Source organism: Vibrio sp. LaRot3, assembly GCF_027587025.1.
Lineage (GTDB): Bacteria > Pseudomonadota > Gammaproteobacteria > Enterobacterales > Vibrionaceae > Vibrio.
In genome coordinates, this window is sequence record NZ_JAPPTI010000001.1 from 1,437,116 (window position 1) to 1,454,804 (window position 17,689).

Here is a 17,689-nt window from a genome sequence, read left to right on the forward strand (position 1 = left end):
ATAAAATCAGTAGTAATCGCGAATCAATACTTCGGCAATTTGTACAGCGTTGGTTGCTGCACCTTTGCGAACATTGTCTGCTACTACCCACAAGTTAATACCGCTGTGGTGGCTAATATCGTTACGAATACGACCTACCATTACGTGGTCTTTACCACCAGCATCACGAACTTGAGTTGGGAAATCTTCACCGTGGAATACTTCGATACCATCGGTGTTTTCCAACATTTGAATCACTTCTTGAGCATCAATTGGAGCACGAGTTTCAACATGAACCGCCTCTGCGTGTCCGTAAAATACTGGTACGCGAACACACGTTGGGTTAACCGTAATTGATGGGTCATTGAAGATTTTTTGTGTTTCCCACACCATCTTCATTTCTTCTTTGGTGTAACCGTTTTCCATCATCTGATCGATTTGTGGAATACAGTTAAACGCAATTTGCTGACTAAACTGTTCAGTTTCCGCCGGAAGACCATTCAAAAGCTTCGCCGTTTGACCAGCCAACTCGTCAATGCCACCTTTACCTGCGCCAGATACGGATTGGTAAGTAGAGACGTTAATGCGCTCAATACCTACTGCATCGTGAATCGGTTTCAACGCAACGAGCATTTGAATAGTCGAGCAGTTCGGGTTAGCGATGATATTGCGGTTACGAAACTCAGCAATAGCTTCTGGGTTTACTTCAGGCACAACAAGAGGTACGTCGTATTCGTAGCGGTAGTGTGATGTATTATCGATCACGACTACGCCATAGTCTGCCGCAACAGGAGCCCATTTAGCGGATAGCTCGCCACCTGCTGAAAACAGAGCAATATGCGCTTGAGACCAGTCGAATTCTTCAACGTTTTGAACACGTACCGTTTTACCATTGAAGCGGTATGTTTTGCCTTCGCTACGCTCACTTGCTAATAGGAAGATTTCACCGACAGGAAAGTTGCGCTCTTGCAGCACCTCAATAATGGTCTCACCTACAGCGCCTGTTGCGCCAAGTACGGCCACGTTAAATTGTTGGCTCATTCATCTACCTCAATTTGAAAACCTAGTTTTGCTAATGGCGCAAGATTACAACTTTCACGGCCAACTAGCTTTACGGCACCATATTCACGGCGATCCCAGTATGACTTGCGCATTTGGTCAAATGCACCCGGCTTATGGATCTCACGGCGGAATAAGGCGTCATCTTTGCGCACATCATAAATTATCTGAGTTAAATTGTGCAGCGTTGCTTCATCCCACGCTCGATCTAATTCTAGCTGAGGAATAGGGGCAATCGGCAGTAACTCATGTGCAGTTGCTGCAAGGGGTTTACCCAAAAACTCACAGTAACTATTAAAAATCATCGTCGTGCCACGGGCTTTACCTTCTAGGCCATAACCTGCGACATGAGGGGTGGCGAATGCTAGCAGAGGTAGCAGCTCCATATCAACCTGAGGTTCGAACTCGAACACATCCAATACGGCGGTAAAACCATCTGCTTGTGCTAATCGCTGTTTCAACGCTTGGTTATCAACCACTGGGCCACGAGCGGCGTTAATCAGAATCTGATCACTACGCAGATTATCTAAGACTTGCTGGTTGATTAAATGATGAGTGGGATGCTCACCATCACGCGTGATAGGCGTATGTAGCGTAATAACATCTGCCTGCTCAAGTAGCTCATCCAGTGGAGTAAATTGACGGGTATCGCCCGCAAGCAGCTTAGGCGGATCGTTTAACAGAACCTTGATACCAATGCCTTCTAAACATTGCTGCAAGTAACTACCTACTTGGCCTGCACCGATGATACCTACTGTCTTATTAAATACAGAAAAGCCTTGTTGCTGCGCCAATACCATCATGGCACTAAACACGTACTCCGCGACACCGACTTTGTTGCAACCCGGGGCAGCAGTAAAGAAAATACCCTTTTCTTTCATCAGCGCTTGATCAACGTGGTCCATGCCCGCAGTTGCGGTGCCAACAAACTTCAGTTTATTCGCTTTCGCAATCAGATCCGCATTCACTTTCGTGACAGAACGAATCATCAACGCATCAACATCAACAAGATCATCAGCGGTTAAAGTGCGACCCGGCTTAAGTACCACCTCACCCAGTTGGCTAAACAGCTCTTCTGCGTAAGGCATATTTTCGTCAATTACTATTTTCATTTTGGTTCGTTCGCTATCCATTTGCTTTGATTGTGCAAAAAACCGCGTTGAGTGTCGAGAGATTGTCGACATGTACCCTAAAAAAGAAAAAACCCGGCTATATAGCCGGGTAAACTTCCAGAACAAAAGGAATTTGACCCGCTCTCCATGGGCCAAAATCTGCGTCTGTTCGACCGCCTCTCAGCGGTCAAGCTCTGGAAACTGGATTGCCATTACCCCAACATGTTGGAGTGGCGAATTCAGTTAACCTTGATACTTCTTGATAACTAGCGTTGCGTTAGTACCACCGAAACCAAAGCTGTTTGACATAACTGTGTTCAGTTCAACGTCACGCTTCTCAGTTACGATGTCTAGACCTTGTGCTGCTTCATCTAGGTTTTCAACGTTAACACTTGGTGCTACGAAGTTGTTGTGTAGCATCAGTGTTGAGTAGATTGCTTCGTGCACACCAGCTGCGCCTAGTGCGTGACCTGTCATCGCTTTAGTTGCAGAGATTGCTGGGCTGCTTTCACCAAAGATTTCTTGGATTGCGCCTAGCTCTTTCACGTCACCAACTGGAGTTGAAGTACCGTGAGTGTTCACGTAGTCAATCGCATCTACATCTTGCATTGCCATCTTCATACAACGTACAGCACCTTCACCTGATGGTGCTACCATGTCGTAGCCATCTGAAGTAGCGCCGTAACCTACGATCTCACCGTAGATTTTCGCGCCACGTGCTAGAGCATGTTCTAGTTCTTCGATAACCATCATGCCGCCGCCGCCAGAGATAACGAAACCGTCACGGTCTGCATCGTAAGTACGTGATGCTTTTTCTGGAGTATCGTTGTATTTCGTTGATAGAGCACCCATCGCATCAAACATCATGGTTAGAGTCCAATCTAGCTCTTCACCACCACCTGCAAATACGACGTCTTGCTTACCAAGTTGAATCAGTTCCATTGCGTGACCAATACAGTGTGCTGAAGTCGCACATGCAGAGCTCATTGAGTAGTTCACACCACGGATTTTAAACGGAGTTGCCAGACAAGCTGAAACCGTTGAAGACATAGTACGAGGAACCATGTAAGGGCCAATACGCTTAACGCCTTTCTCACGTAGAGTATCTACCGCTACCGCTTGGTTCAGTGATGATGCACCACCTGAACCCGCTACGATACCTGTACGGTCGTTAGATACTTGATCTTCCGTTAGACCCGCATCTTCAATTGCTTGCTGCATTGATAGGTATGCATACGCAGCCGCATCACCCATAAAGCGCATCTGTTTACGGTCGATGTGCTCTGCTGGGTTGATTTTTAGATCACCCCATACTTGTGAACGCAGACCTTTTTCTTTGAACTGCTCTGATGCAGTAATACCAGACTTACCTGTTTGTAGAGACGCTAGAACTTCTTCGACGTTGTTACCGATACTTGAAACAATACCCATACCGGTGATTACGACTCGTTTCATTATGACATTCCTATAATTTCAATTTCCGCTAGATGATAACCAAGTTACTTAGGAAAAGTGGTCAGCTTTCCCGTAAAACCGTACAATCGTCATCACTTTCTCGTCATTTTTCATAAATTGCAGACACTATGACTATCATAACTAACGCTCAGCTCGATTGGAACGAGGCAGGCACACCTGTTTCTGACCAGTTTGATGATGTCTACTTTTCTAACGTTAACGGCCTAGAAGAAACACGTTATGTGTTTTTGCAGCAAAATCATCTACCACAAAGATGGCAGCAATATGACCAACGCCGCTTTGTTATCGCTGAAACAGGTTTTGGTACCGGCTTGAACTTCTTAGCGGTTTGGCAATGGTTTGAACAGTTTAGACAAGATAACCCTGACGCGCCGTTAAAAGAGCTGCACTTCATCAGTTTTGAAAAGTACCCACTAAGCCAACAAGACTTAGTCAAAGCTCATCAATCATGGCCTGAGCTCGCTAAGTACGCAGAGCAGCTTCAAGCCCATTACCCAATTGCCGTTCCTGAATGTCAGCGTGTTGTGTTAGCCGATGGTGCTATTACCCTAGATTTATGGTTTGGCGACATTAAAGATTGTATGCCGCTTGTGCCAGTGCCAAAACAAGGCGTCGTCGATGCGTGGTTCTTGGATGGCTTTGCACCAAGTAAAAACCCAGAGATGTGGAATCAAAATCTTTTCGATGGCATGGCGAAGTTAGCCAAACAAGATTGTACATGTGCGACATTTACTGCGGCGGGCTTTGTTCGCAGAGGCCTAATTGAAGCTGGCTTTGACATGAAAAAAGTCAAAGGCTTTGGCACCAAACGAGAAATGATTGCCGGTGCGTATACCAAGCGAAAAGAACACAGTAATGAGAAGCCATGGTTCCACCGCTCTGCAAGTGAATCCCATGACGACATCGCGATCATTGGTGGCGGCATTGCTAGCGCGGCACTTGCGCATACGCTCATACGTCGTGGTCAAAAAGTGACCCTGTATTGCCAAGACGAAAAACCCGCTCTTGGCGCTTCAGGCAATCGACAAGGTGCGGTCTACCCACTACTGAATGGCGACCATTCGGGCGTATCACGTATGTTCGCTCCGGGCTTTCTGTTTGCCCGCCAGTTTGTAGAGCAAGCAGCTCAGACTATTTCGTTTGACCATGATTGGTGTGGGGTAACTCAGCTAATGTGGGATGAGAAATCCACCACTAAGTTAAAACACATGCTCGGTGGTAAGTTTGACTCTCAGCTCATCCAAGAGTTAGACCAAAAGCAGACAGAGCAAACCATCGGCCTACCGATTGATATACCTAGCGTGCATTACCCATTAGGGGGCTGGTTATGCCCTGCTGAGCTCACTCAAGGCATCATTACGCGGCTTGAACAATCGCCGCTGTTTACTGCTCACTTTAATAACAAAGTCGATAAGCTAGAAAAACAGCAACAGCAATGGCAGTTAACGATTGAAGAGAAAACCTTTACTCACGATTGTGTGGTGATTGCGAATGGCCATCAATTTAATCAGCTATCGCCAAGTAAAGAGATTCCATTAGGGCAGGTTAAAGGCCAAGTTAGCCATATCCCGACAACCGATGACCTCAGTAAACTGAAAACGGTATTGTGTTACGACGGCTACATGACTCCTGTGAATCCAAACAACCAACATCATTGTATTGGTGCAAGTTACGATCGCAGCCATATTGACTCAGTATTTGACCCTATTGCCCAAAAAGAGAATGGTGAAAAACTGCAAAAATGTGTACCTAACCAAGCATGGCCGAACGATGTCGATACTTCAGGTAATCAATCGCGTCAAGGCGTTCGCTGCGTTAGCCGTGACCATTTACCATTTGTCGGCAATGTGGGTAACTTCGATCAAATCAAGCAAAGCTACGCCAACCTACAAACCACTGCGCAAGATGACGCAGACAGAACACCTCATCACGACAACCTGTTCTGTCTGTTGGGGCTTGGTTCACGTGGTTTAAGCTCTGCTCCTTTAATGGCTGAGCTGCTCGCATCGCAAATTTGTGGTGACCCACTACCTCTGCCTGTGGATGTATTAGAAACCCTAGATCCAAGCAGAATGTGGGTGAGAAAACTGAGAAAAGGCAAAGCCATTACTGAGGTCTAATACCCCAAAACCGATAGAAAGCGCAGTAACATTACTGCGCTTTTACACGCTCAATTACTTTTGAACAACGTCCTCTAGATCAACCGATTTTCCATGATAAATGTCTAAAATGGCATTGAACACATCAAAAAATTTTCCATCCGAATACGTATTCGCAATCATCGCTATTGATGTTCCATCATCTTCAAAATATCCATAGACTGACAAAAATGAATCTAACGACCCCGTATGACCATGCATAGTTCGGTAGTAGTATGGAATCTTTTCTAGGCCCATACCATGTTGATTAGTCATTCCTTTCATCAAAGTTAAAGAATCCGGAGAAATCAGTTCTCCGTTAAACAGCGCATAAGAAAATCGGGTAAGATCTTCGGCCGTCGAGACCATTGAACCAGAACCTCGTACATAACTGCCTGAGCAATCCATATCTTCATACCACTTACCTTCATAAAAATAGAATGAATCGATGTATCCCTCACACTCATTGGTTGCACATAGGAAAGTGTTTTCTAAACCTAACTTCGAAATAATCTTTTCGTTGAGCAACTCGCCAAAACCTCTCTGTGCGACTTGCTCAACAATGCCAGACAAAAGTACATAATTAGAATTGGAGTAAGATTTGTACGTTGCAGGGGGTAAAGTCGGTTGATAAGACGCAATTAGATCAACCATTTTGTCTTGATCGTAAACTCCTTTGCATTGCTCGATAAGCAACTCTTTTTCGACACTGGTATAGTTGAAAATACCACTCCAATGCATCAGCATTTGACCAATGGTAATACTTTCTGCATTAGGAATTGAGGGGTAGAACGTCGATAATGGCGTATCTAAACTCAACTTACCTTGCTCAATTAGTTGGAAGACGAGCACTGCCGTAAAGGTCTTTGAAATGGATGCTATTTTATATCGAGAGTTCTTTTGAATCGGCAAACGTTCAACCTTACCAAACCAACCATACTCTATCTTAGAGAACCCCGTTTGGTGGCTATAAACCGAATTAGCATTATCCCGAATATCCACACTCACCCACAAAACATTCTCTTCAGCTAATGCATTCAGGAATGTATCCAATTTTTCTCTTTCAAAGCTGTGACTACTTACACCAAAGCTGGTTAGAGATAGGAAAGCAAATCCTACCAAGGACATTATTTTTCCAAACAGTGAATACTTTAAAAACAAACGGTTAACCTCGACAAACACCTAGACCTTGCCAATCTATCAGCCGCTTAAACTGTTAAAAAACGAAGTTTTATAAATCATCACTTTTTGCGAAATATTTCAATAAAACAACAAAGCCAAATGTATACGTACATTTGGCTTAGGTAGGTAGCATCAATTTTAATCACTCATGCTTTAATACATCTACAGCTTGCTTTACTTGCTGGGCTAGCGCTTCATTTTTAAAAGCACCCGTTTCCAAATCAAAATTATCGTAGAAACTTGGAATAGAGAGCGACGCTTTCACATCAGCACCAAAGTAACCTGCTGAGCCAGAAGCCGCGGCTAAGACATTCTGCGCGCCACCGGGGCCAGGAGAAGTGGCTAAATAAATGGCTGGTTTATCTTGAAATACATTACGCTCGATTCGCGAGCTCCAATCAAACAGATTCTTATAAGCAGCGGTGTAAGCGCCGTTGTGCTCGGCAAACGAAATGACCAAAGCATCGGCTTGAGAAATATCATTAAGAAAGGCTTTAGCCCCCTCAGCTTGACCAATTTCCTTCTCTTTATCTTCACTAAAAAGTGGAACGTCGTAATCGTTGAGATCAAGCACGGTCACATCTGCATTTTCAATCAAATGTGCGGCATAGCTGGCGAGGGTTTTATTAATTGAGGTAGAGCTCGTCGATGCTCCAAAGGCAATGATTTTCATTGTGGCGTTCCTTACTTTGTTTTTACTATGCCCTAAGCATAGAAAGCGAACAAAAAAGCAACAACCACAATTAATTTAATGAGTTATTCGAAATAGCTGAACAACATCAAGCTTGATTGAGTAAATCTAGCCAAAGATCGTTAACGATAATGCGATCCGCTGGCGTCAACTCTGAACGTGCTTCATCAAGGCTCGCGATAATACGATTCTTTAATTCTTCAATATCGGTGACACCTTCTTCTTCACATGACGCAGCAGACAAAGAAATGTGGCCGCGCAGGTAACCACCAGCGAAAAGTTCGTCATCAGAAGCCGTTTCAATTCGTGCATCGATCAGCTCTAAAAGCTTCTCTTCAAATTCAATTATCATCGTATTCGCTTTGTTTAATCAGTTTGACTTTCAAAAAGAGAGCAGAGCTTCTCACATTGAGAAAACGAACGCAAATGCTAACAATAGCAAGGCCTCAGAGTGTGGCATAAGCTATGCAATCTATCCCTGACACCGATAATTTACGCGAGGGATTAGAATGAAAAACAACAAATTCACCGCCATTGGACTGGCATTAAGTGGCGCACTCTCTTTTAGCATGTCTGCTCAAGCTGAAACGCCATTTTCATCCTGTCCTACGCAAGCATTTTTAGTCCAAAACCCGAGCGGTGAACCTGTCGCATATGGAATGAACATCGACTTAGGTAGCTATTCCGTTCTCGACTCTAGTTTGGGAACAGACAAAATAAACGGTGTCGGTTTTAGTCAACAAGACGACTTTATTTATGGTTGGGATTACGGGGCAAAAACGCTGACAAAAATCGATAGTACCTTCACTAAATACGCGCTTTCTGTGAGTATGCCCAGCAACGTCCCTAGCTCAATTTACGTGGGCGATGTGGCGGTGAACGAATACGCGTGGTATGGCTACCGACCGGGAAGCGGCTTATACCGTATTGACCTTGATACGTTAGACATGACGCTGGTCGCCAACAGCGCCCAATTCGGTTCACCTGCCATTTTTGATATTGCTTTTCACCCAGACAACGGATACGCCTACAGCGTAGATAGCAACGGTTACTTACATCGCATTGACGTGAATGAAGGCACTAGCACTCGTCTTAACCAATTACTCGATAAAAGTGTCTTGGGCTTTAAGCTCACTTTTGGCGCGATCTATTTCGATGTGGACGGTAACCTCTATTTAAGCAACAACAGCAACGGTTATGTGTACAAAGTAAATATTAACGGAAACAGCTCTACAGCAGCGTTTTATTCCTATGGTCCATCAAGTAACTCCAACGATGGTGCTCGTTGTGCACTCGCGCCCGTAGAACCTAGCGAGAATACCGATTTTGGTGATGCCCCTGACAGCTATCAAACCAAGTATGCGTCTTCCGGTGCGCGCCACGGTATTACGTCCTTAATGTTAGGTAGCACTGTCGACGGCGAGACCGAAGCTTATGAATATCCACTCAGTGATGACGCCTCCGACGGCAGTGATGACGATGACGGGATTTCCTTCCCTACCCAACTTGAAACAGGCGGTTTGAATCTTGTGATCGCAACGGCATCAGGCACTAGTTCAGATTCCGTTCTCAACGCGTGGATTGATTGGGACCAAAATGGCCAGTTTGATGACGATGAGCAAGTCCTGACAGACCAAGCCGTCAGTGATGGCAGCAATACTCTCTACATTGATGTACCTGCGTGGGCCTCTACCGGAGATACTTGGGCACGTTTTCGACTCAGTAACACCAGCGGCATCGGCCCCTTTGGTGGTGTCGCGCAAGGGGAAGTGGAAGACTACCAAGTCGAAGTAACTGAAGTAGGCGTGACAACTGAGTACTACCCTTCTGCGTCGAGCTACACCAGCTTTGCCTACGAAGACCAGTACCCAATCTCTGGTGACTACGATCTTAATGACGTGTTAATGAACGTCAAATACACAGAGTACATTCAAAACGAACAAGTTATTCGCGCGAAAATTGAAGGTAAGATCGCGGCTTTAGGCGGCGATTATCATTCAGGTTTTGCTATCCACTTACCTAATATTCCCGTCTCTGATATCAGAGAAGAATCCATCGAGCTTTCCATTAATGGCCAAGCAGTGACGGGTGAGATATTAGAATCTGGCACCACCGATGCGGTGTTCATTATTCATCAAGATTTGTGGCAGCTTGTGACAGCTGGCGAAGCGGAGCAATGTACTTACTTTAGAACCCAAGAAGGATGCGGCACCACTTATCGCCCTGTTTGGACTTTACAATTCAAATTCCAAAACCCTGTCAATATAAGCAGCATGCCTGATCTGCCTTATGACCCATTCATCTTCGCATCTCCTGGGTATTACTACGGCGACATTGGTTATCAACTCACTGGGGGCTACCCGGGAAGAGGACTGGAAATCCACCTTAAAAACCAAGCCCCAACAGACAAGTTCGATACGCGTTACCGCAATCTTGGTATCGACAGTGGCAATGGCTCAAATACGCATTTCCAAACCAGCAATGGTTTACCTTGGGCCATTGAGATCCCGACTGACTGGCAGCATCCAAAAGAAGCAATCAGCATCCTAGATACTTACGCCAAATTTGCGGATTTTTCCCAAGACAGCTCCGGGAATACAGAACCTAATTGGTATACCGACGCTAACAGCAACAATGCCTATTCAGACTAAGGAGAAGTCACATGAGTTATGTTCTAACACGTATTAAATACAACTTTTACTTGTTACTTACAGCACTTCTCGTCGGTTGTGGTGGCGGCGGCGGTGGAGATGATGGTGGCAGTAGTGGTGGCGGAAATAACGGCGGCGGCTCGGGAAGCACAGCGCCACCGGCATCGACCAATACTCTAACGGTGCAAGATCTGGCTATCGACCCAGAAAACAAACTGGAGTCTGTTTATCAAGTCGATATCAGCGTTGATATATCATCAACCTCAACGGAACGCGCTTTTATATCTGTGTGTGATAACAGCGAAGCTAATGGCGACATCAGCCAAGTTGATTTTGAGATGTGCTTATTAAAAAGCTCGCTCACCCAAGGCAAAGGAAGCTTTGATTTACGAGTCGCCAATCACTGTGAAGAACTGATTGCGGTGATATGGATTATGGAACAAGGCAGACAGCCTATTACCTACACCCTTAGCCATAATAATCAGCGTGAAACCACTTGGACCATCAACTAGGCCAAGAAATGGCAAACCATTAAATGTAGAAAACCGCCCAACATCGGCGGTTTTCCTTCATTTAGCTCACCACAAACTGCTCTGGTTGAAGTGGCTCAGTATGATAATGCAGCCTTAACGACTCTGACAGCATTGCGACACGCTTTGGGATGCCTTTCTCTAATATCGACATCACCTCACTATGTACTTTGGTCATAAAGGCAAGTCGGTCTGGTTCAAAATCACCATGCAAGTTGTCACAACTCACATTAAAAGGAAATCCTGCACTTTTTGCCAAGATCCATTCGTATGCCTGTGGGCGAATTTCTACCTTCTCAAATTCCGCTTGCACGGCTTCGGTTCGGCCATCTGGCTCATACCAATAACCAAAATCTTCTCGTAAACGGCGCTCCGGCCCAGCGACACACCAGTGCGCAATTTCATGAAGTGCTGACGCATAGTAACCACGTGCAAAAATAATCCGGTGATAATCAAACTCTTTATCCGCAGGTAGGTAAATGGGTTCATCACCACCTAACTCTAGCTTGGTGTTATAAGTGGAATAAAAAGTATGATTAAAGATGGCAATTAAGTCGTTATAATCGTGGTTCATTTTGCTATTCGATCTTGATTAAAATAATTGAGTTCATTGGTTGTAGAAACCAACCTCTCTTGAGCCGGTGTATTCTCGCACTTTTCCTAACCTCTGCCAAACCTCAACTAATCGTTAGACATTAGATTTAGTTATCTGAAAAACGATTTCGTGAGTACAAAATCTCATTCGCCTTTATCACCGATAACCACTAGACTCTGCGTCTAATTTTATAAGATGCAAGAGGTCTACTCTTACGCTTCTTTTGTATCACTTTTAATTGTCGTTTTGAGTTTTTCTTATGCTGTTAAGTGTGTTGTATATCATCGGTATTACCGCTGAAGCGATGACTGGTGCACTAAGTGCTGGTCGTCGTAAAATGGATTGGTTTGGAGTTATGTTAGTTGCGAGTGCGACGGCAATTGGTGGCGGTACGGTTCGCGATATTCTGTTAGGCCATTACCCTCTCGGATGGGTTAAGAACCCTGAGTTTCTTGCCATCACTTGTATTGCAGGCGTACTGACCACTGGCTTGGCGAAATGGGTGATCAAACTCAAAGGCCTTTTTATCCGCTTAGACGCACTGGGCCTAATTGTATTCAGCATTATCGGCACTAAAGTGGCGCTTGGTATGGGCTTGCATCCGGGCATTTGTATGGTGTCTGCGCTGGTAACTGGCGTATTTGGCGGCCTATTGCGTGATCTTATCTGCCGTCAAACACCATTAGTATTACATGAAGAGCTATACGCCTCTGTCGCCTTAATTGCCTCAGGCTTATACCTCGTACTGCTTGAGTTTCAAGTTTCAGATGTTACCGCAACCATTACCACTCTGGTTACTGGTTATCTACTGCGCATGGCAGCGGTTCGCTTTAAGTGGCGCTTACCTTCGTTCCATTTGGAAACTGAAGGCTCAGTTCACTAACCCTGCAATCAACATCTTTCAGCCAACAGCAATCTACTGATAGCCAGTGACTTGCTGTTGGCATAAGCCTCTCTTCTCACGCTAATTACGCTGCGCAATAAATATCCTCATTCACGACTTACAACCGATTAATCTGTGACCTTGTTTCGGTTTTAGCCAAATTGTTTCGCTCTTTACGCTGCCATCGCTTTAAAAAATATCTAATCCACCAGCAAGAATGTTCACCCAATCGCTGAACACTCGTTTCAAAACTCGGCAATACTCGCATAATCATTCAAGACGAATAATCTTATCCGTGGTTGGGTATTTATTCACCCCTTGTTACTGTGACCATTTGCACACATCTTAAGCAAGCCATTCTATAACCTAGTTTTTGCAGAAAGTCTTCGCCACTCTGACTCATACTGAGCTCTGCGCTATAGCCCAATAATAAACCGCGAATTATGGGTCAGATGTCTGCCAATCTAATGATTTAAGGACTAACAAATGCAAAATAAATTTTCTTTGACCCTTTGCTCCGCTGTTGTCGCTTTAGCCATCACTGGCTGTGCGAACACCTCGACAACTCCTCCGTCTCAGCAACTGGATACGTTGCTGACCAACTATACCCAAGATATGCAAAACCTCGATAATTCGGAGTTTGGCATCATCAACGATCAAATGGCGTCGGCGCGACAAAGCCTCGATCGAAGCTACTTAGAACAATTAAAACACGTTGATCGCAGCAAATTGACGGATGAAGAAAAAGTCTACTTCGACACATTCCGCTTTGACCGTGAAGTGGCGATTAGAGGAGCTTCATTTGCCAATGCTCGCTTTGGTAACCCCGATGTACCCGTCACCCACTTTTACAATTACATGCAGTGGCATGCCGAAGAAGCTGGGGCTGCTATCCCAGAAACAACTGATGGTGAACCAACTTACCGACAACAACTAGAAAAATTGAATGACTACACATCATGGGTAAGAAACCTGCATAGCCAATACCATTTAGGTCAATTGCAACACATTCAATTGCCAAAAGTATTGGTCAATCGCTTCTATCAAAATAGCTTAGATACGATCGCAACCGACGATTACGCAATTTTGAAAGTAGGTTTACAAGATCTTAAGTCACGCACAGAATACAGCCCGAAATTCATTGCTGAGTATGACTCCGCCGTCAAGCAAGCCATTGGTGTAACGAAAGAGTTCCTGAACTACGTCCGCAGTGATTACGCGAAAACCGCTCGCGGTAAAGGGTCGCTTAACGACAAGCACATCGGCTGGGGCGATTTACCTAACGGTCAAGCTTGGTATCAATGGCATCTAGACAGAAACAGTACCACCGGTAAGTCAGCACAAGAGCTACATCAGATGGGTGAAAAACTCGTTGCTGATGCGAAAGCTGAGATGATTCGCGTGGCTAAGACGGTTGTGACTAAACGTGGTACAGAAGTCAAAGCCCTATTCCGCGAACCTGCAACCAAGAAAGTCACAATGCGGACATTTAAACTGGTTGATAAAAACGGTGACATCGACTTACCAGAGTTTTTTGCCTATCTCAATAGTGAGCAGTTCTTCTTTGGTAGAGATGGCCGTGACGTTTCAGGCACCGAACACGCGGAAGTATGTAAACAAGCCTCCAACCAATCAGCGTGTGAGAGCTCGCTACTGGATTACTACTCGTTCAAGGTTAACGCTAACGACGTCGTCGCTAGCTACTTTAAGACCATCCAAACGGATTACGCCATTGAGCCAACACCTGCCGGTGGTGAGCTATATGACGGCGTAGGCTCTTACGATGAAAATGTCTTCACTCTCAACACCAACCCAGACTACAGCCTGCAAAAATGGAATGTTTCTACCCTATTGCTTCATGAAGCCGCGCCGGGACACCACTTCCAACATGCGTATTCAAAAGAATACCCGCCAGCGAATATCCCAGCTTACATGGATGATATTTGGTACACCGCTTACGGTGAAGGTTGGGCACTTTACACTGAGTGGCTAGGTATTGAGATGGGGATCTATGGTGAACTTAACCAACAAGGTCAACCTACCTTTATTAATGGCAAAGGGATGTGTTTGGCAGACCTTGATTACAGTGAGTTCCAAGGCGGTATCTATACCGATGAAGAAGAGTGTAACGCCCTACAATACTTTGGTAGTTTAAACGAAGCACAGCTGCGCAACATGCGTTTAGCCGTTGATACGGGTATCCACGCGAAGGGTTGGAGCATTCAACAAGCTCGTGATTACATGCGTGCGAACTCTGCTTTAGGTGATGGTGATATTGAATCTGAAAGCTACCGTTACGCAGCTCACGTAGGTCAAGCTGTCTCTTACAAATCTGGCTTCTTAGTGATCAAAGAGATGTTAGATAAAGCGCAGGCCGAGCTAGGTGATAAGTTTGATTATGCCGAGTTCCACCACCAACTGCTTAGTTATGGTCAACAACCAATGGAAGTGGTCGAAGAGAACGTTAAAAACTGGATCGCATCCAAACAATCCAAATAACGCTTCGGTGCAATAAAAAACGGCTCCTAACTAGGAGCCGTTTCTATATTCACTTGCGGTTAAATCTGTGGCGTTTCAGTGCTTACGCCATGATTTTGGCCTCGGTGGCGTAGCAGATGATCCATGACCACAATCGCTAGCATCGCTTCTGCAATTGGCACAGCGCGAATACCAACACATGGGTCATGACGCCCTTTAGTGATCAACTCCGTTGGCTCACCTTGGCGGTTAATCGTCTCACCCGGTACGGTAATACTTGATGTCGGCTTCAAAGCAATGTTCGCGACAATTTCTTGTCCGGTAGAGATACCACCTAAAATACCACCAGCATGGTTACTGCCAAAACCTTGAGGCGACAAGGTATCACGATGCTCACTGCCCTTCTGGCTTACCACATCAAAGCCATCACCAATCTCAACACCTTTTACCGCGTTGATACTCATTAACGCATGAGCGATATCGGCATCTAGGCGATCAAAGACTGGCTCACCTAACCCAACCGGCACATTGGTGGCAACAACTTGGATCTTAGCTCCGATTGAATCACCTTGCTTTTTCAGATCGCGAATGAGCTGATCAAATTCATCCACTTTGCTCGCATCTGGGCTAAAGAATGGGTTGTTTTCAATTTCATTCCAATCCACTGTCTCAATAGAAACGTCACCCATTTGCGAAAGATAAGCGCGAATTTCAACACCGAACTCTTGCTTTAAGTACTGTTTAGCAATCGCACCGGCTGCCACTCGCATTGCGGTTTCACGTGCGGAAGAACGACCACCGCCTCGGTAATCACGTTGACCGTACTTTTGATGATAAGTGTAATCAGCATGTCCCGGACGGAACTTGTCTTTGATGTCTGAATAATCTTTTGAACGTTGATCGGTATTCTCGATCAATAGGCCAATTGAAGTACCGGTGGTTTTACCTTCAAATACGCCCGATAGGATTTTGACTTGGTCTGGTTCACGACGCGCAGTGGTATAACGCGAAGTACCTGGTCTGCGACGATCTAAGTCGACTTGAATCATTTCTTCATTAATTTCTAACCCCGGAGGGCAACCGTCGACGATACATCCTAGTGCGATACCGTGACTTTCTCCGAATGTTGTCACTCGAAAGTGTTGTCCGATACTATTTCCTGCCATTGCTTCCTCAATTTACACCCGCAAATACTCTTGTTTGCTAGTGTTGTTCCTATTGTTCGTGGATTCATAGTGGCTTTATTACGATTTGATGTAAAGCCCTAAACCACAACTAATTGCTAACTAATTTTCAACCCAAGTAGTAAACGACAGACAATAAAAAACGCCATGCACTTGGCATGGCGTTTATTAATATACAGCGATTAAGCCTATTAATCTTTGTATAGCGAGAACTCATCTGCGCATGCAACTAACTGGTCGCGTGTCAGCATGAATACACCGTGGCCGCCGTTTTCAAACTCGATCCAAGTGAATGGAATCTCTGGGTATTGCTCCATCATGTGGATCATTGAGTTACCCACTTCGCAGATTAAAATACCATCGTCAGTTAAGTAGTCCGGCGCGTTAGCTAGGATACGACGAACCAACTTAAGGCCATCAGTACCTGCTGCTAGGCCCAGCTCTGGTTCGTGAGTGAACTCATCTGGCAAGCTGTTCATGTCTTCTTCGTCCACATATGGTGGGTTCGACACGATTAGGTTGTACTTCTCATTTGGTAAATCACGGAACAGATCTGAACGGATAGGGAAAACTTGTTGTTCCATACCGTGGTCTTGAACATTTTGCTCAGCCACTTGTAGTGCGTCTGTTGAGATATCAATCGCGTCTACTTCTGCTTCAGGGAAAGCATGAGCACAAGCAATCGCAATACAACCACTACCGGTACACAAATCCATGATGCGCTCTGGCTGTTCAATCAACCAAGGTTGGAACTCTGCTTGAATCAGTTCACCGATTGGGGAACGAGGCACAAGTACGCGCTCATCAACGAAGAACTCTAGACCACAGAACCAAGCACGGTTAGTTAGGTATGCGGTTGGCGTGCGCTCATTAATACGCTTCACTACACGCTCGACAATACGCATACGCTCACTAGTGGTTAGGCGAGAGTTCAATACGTGTGGAGGCACATCGATTGGCAAGTAAAGGGTTGGCAAGACAAGCTGAACAGCTTCATCCCACGCGTTATCCGTGCCGTGACCATAAAATAGGTTCGCTGCATTAAAGCGGCTCACAGTCCAACGGATCATATCTTGAAGCGAGTGAAGTTCTGAAACCGCTTCTTCTACAAAAATCTTATCCAAAATTGCCTCCGAAAAGCGCTACAATACTGCCAAACCATTTATTTATTAATCGTTATAAACGTATTTATTTCCCATGAGCTCAAAAGACACCGAAGCCGATGACGAATTTGCCCTCTTTAGGGATGCAGTACAAGGCGTAAAAAAGTTGCCACAGGATACCATAGTCCAGCAACCAAAAAAAAATACAAAGCACAAAGAAATCACTCGAAGTGGTCGCGAAGCAGCCGATTCTGAGTTTTATTTCTCAGATGAGTTTGTTCCGCTCCTCAATGAAGAGGGCCCAACCCGTTATGCGCGTGATGACGTCTCTACTTATGAGGTCAAAAGACTGCGCCGCGGTGTATATGTTCCGGACGTATTCTTGGACATGCACGGCATGACTCAGCAAGAAGCGAAGCGTGAATTAGGCGCGATGATCGCTTACTGCATTAAGAACGAGATTTCTTGTGCCTGTGTTCAACATGGCATTGGCAAACACATCCTCAAGCAAAAAGCGCCATTATGGTTAGCACAGCATCCGGATGTCATGGCCTTCCACCAAGCACCACTTGAGTTTGGTGGTGATGGAGCACTGCTGGTATTACTTTCTATTCCAGAGAAGTAACCA

15 protein-coding genes are annotated in these 17,689 nt (G+C 45.2%); 6 read left to right on the forward strand and 9 right to left on the reverse strand.

Going from position 1 to position 17,689, the window contains the following annotated elements:
* Window positions 1–6: 6 nt before the first annotated feature.
* The 3 genes from OH461_RS06530 to fabB all read right to left on the reverse strand — a co-directional run bounded on the left by OH461_RS06530 (window position 7) and on the right by fabB (window position 3,605).
* A complete protein-coding gene (locus OH461_RS06530; protein WP_270019783.1) occupies window positions 7–1,020 on the reverse strand; it encodes an aspartate-semialdehyde dehydrogenase in 1,014 nt (337 codons plus the stop codon).
* Window positions 1,017–2,150: a 4-phosphoerythronate dehydrogenase gene (locus OH461_RS06535; protein ID WP_270019784.1), complete on the reverse strand. Its 1,134-nt coding sequence runs from the start codon at window positions 2,148–2,150 to the stop codon at window positions 1,017–1,019. The genes OH461_RS06530 and OH461_RS06535 overlap by 4 nt, the downstream gene beginning before the upstream one ends.
* A 243-nt stretch (window positions 2,151–2,393) precedes the next feature.
* Complete coding sequence (gene fabB / locus OH461_RS06540; protein WP_270019785.1) at window positions 2,394–3,605, reverse strand: beta-ketoacyl-ACP synthase I; 1,212 nt, start codon at window positions 3,603–3,605, stop codon at window positions 2,394–2,396.
* A gap of 128 nt (window positions 3,606–3,733) precedes the next feature.
* Here fabB and mnmC point away from each other — a divergent pair, with 128 nt between their 5' ends.
* Window positions 3,734–5,746: a bifunctional tRNA (5-methylaminomethyl-2-thiouridine)(34)-methyltransferase MnmD/FAD-dependent 5-carboxymethylaminomethyl-2-thiouridine(34) oxidoreductase MnmC gene (mnmC, locus tag OH461_RS06545; protein ID WP_270019786.1), complete on the forward strand. Its 2,013-nt coding sequence runs from the start codon at window positions 3,734–3,736 to the stop codon at window positions 5,744–5,746.
* Window positions 5,747–5,800: 54 nt separating this feature from the next.
* Here mnmC and OH461_RS06550 read toward each other — a convergent pair whose 3' ends face one another.
* From OH461_RS06550 to OH461_RS06560, 3 genes are all read right to left on the reverse strand, one after another.
* Complete coding sequence (locus OH461_RS06550; protein WP_270019787.1) at window positions 5,801–6,892, reverse strand: serine hydrolase domain-containing protein; 1,092 nt, start codon at window positions 6,890–6,892, stop codon at window positions 5,801–5,803.
* A gap of 196 nt (window positions 6,893–7,088) precedes the next feature.
* Window positions 7,089–7,619: an NADPH-dependent FMN reductase gene (locus OH461_RS06555; RefSeq protein ID WP_270019788.1), complete on the reverse strand. Its 531-nt coding sequence runs from the start codon at window positions 7,617–7,619 to the stop codon at window positions 7,089–7,091.
* Between the two features lie 106 nt (window positions 7,620–7,725).
* Entirely contained in the window at window positions 7,726–7,989 is a 264-nt protein-coding gene (locus OH461_RS06560; RefSeq protein WP_270019789.1) for a YfcL family protein, read from the reverse strand.
* 157 nt (window positions 7,990–8,146) lie between these two features.
* Between OH461_RS06560 and OH461_RS06565 the strand changes: the two genes are divergently transcribed.
* Window positions 8,147–10,288: an LruC domain-containing protein gene (locus OH461_RS06565; protein ID WP_270019790.1), complete on the forward strand. Its 2,142-nt coding sequence runs from the start codon at window positions 8,147–8,149 to the stop codon at window positions 10,286–10,288.
* Between the two features lie 11 nt (window positions 10,289–10,299).
* The gene (locus OH461_RS06570; protein ID WP_270019791.1) at window positions 10,300–10,800 is read left to right on the forward strand and encodes a hypothetical protein; all 501 of its coding nucleotides are present in this window, start codon (window positions 10,300–10,302) and stop codon (window positions 10,798–10,800) included.
* 61 nt (window positions 10,801–10,861) lie between these two features.
* Here the strand turns inward: OH461_RS06570 and OH461_RS06575 are convergent, their stop codons facing one another.
* Window positions 10,862–11,392: an elongation factor P hydroxylase gene (locus tag OH461_RS06575; protein WP_270019792.1), complete on the reverse strand. Its 531-nt coding sequence runs from the start codon at window positions 11,390–11,392 to the stop codon at window positions 10,862–10,864.
* A 280-nt stretch (window positions 11,393–11,672) separates the two neighbouring features.
* Here OH461_RS06575 and OH461_RS06580 point away from each other — a divergent pair, with 280 nt between their 5' ends.
* Entirely contained in the window at window positions 11,673–12,296 is a 624-nt protein-coding gene (locus OH461_RS06580) for a trimeric intracellular cation channel family protein (protein WP_270019793.1), read from the forward strand.
* A gap of 486 nt (window positions 12,297–12,782) precedes the next feature.
* Window positions 12,783–14,795 carry a DUF885 domain-containing protein gene (locus tag OH461_RS06585; RefSeq protein ID WP_270019794.1) on the forward strand — a complete coding sequence of 671 codons (2,013 nt, stop codon included), beginning with the start codon at window positions 12,783–12,785 and terminating at the stop codon, window positions 14,793–14,795.
* Between the two features lie 59 nt (window positions 14,796–14,854).
* On the opposite strand, the gene aroC is transcribed toward OH461_RS06585, so the two are convergent.
* Window positions 14,855–15,940 carry a chorismate synthase gene (gene aroC / locus OH461_RS06590; RefSeq protein WP_270019795.1) on the reverse strand — a complete coding sequence of 362 codons (1,086 nt, stop codon included), beginning with the start codon at window positions 15,938–15,940 and terminating at the stop codon, window positions 14,855–14,857.
* Window positions 15,941–16,149: 209 nt separating this feature from the next.
* Window positions 16,150–17,082 carry a 50S ribosomal protein L3 N(5)-glutamine methyltransferase gene (prmB, locus tag OH461_RS06595; protein WP_270019796.1) on the reverse strand — a complete coding sequence of 311 codons (933 nt, stop codon included), beginning with the start codon at window positions 17,080–17,082 and terminating at the stop codon, window positions 16,150–16,152.
* A gap of 73 nt (window positions 17,083–17,155) precedes the next feature.
* Here prmB and smrB point away from each other — a divergent pair, with 73 nt between their 5' ends.
* A complete protein-coding gene (smrB, locus tag OH461_RS06600; RefSeq protein WP_260259501.1) occupies window positions 17,156–17,686 on the forward strand; it encodes an endonuclease SmrB in 531 nt (176 codons plus the stop codon).
* The last annotated feature ends 3 nt before the right edge of the window (window positions 17,687–17,689 follow it).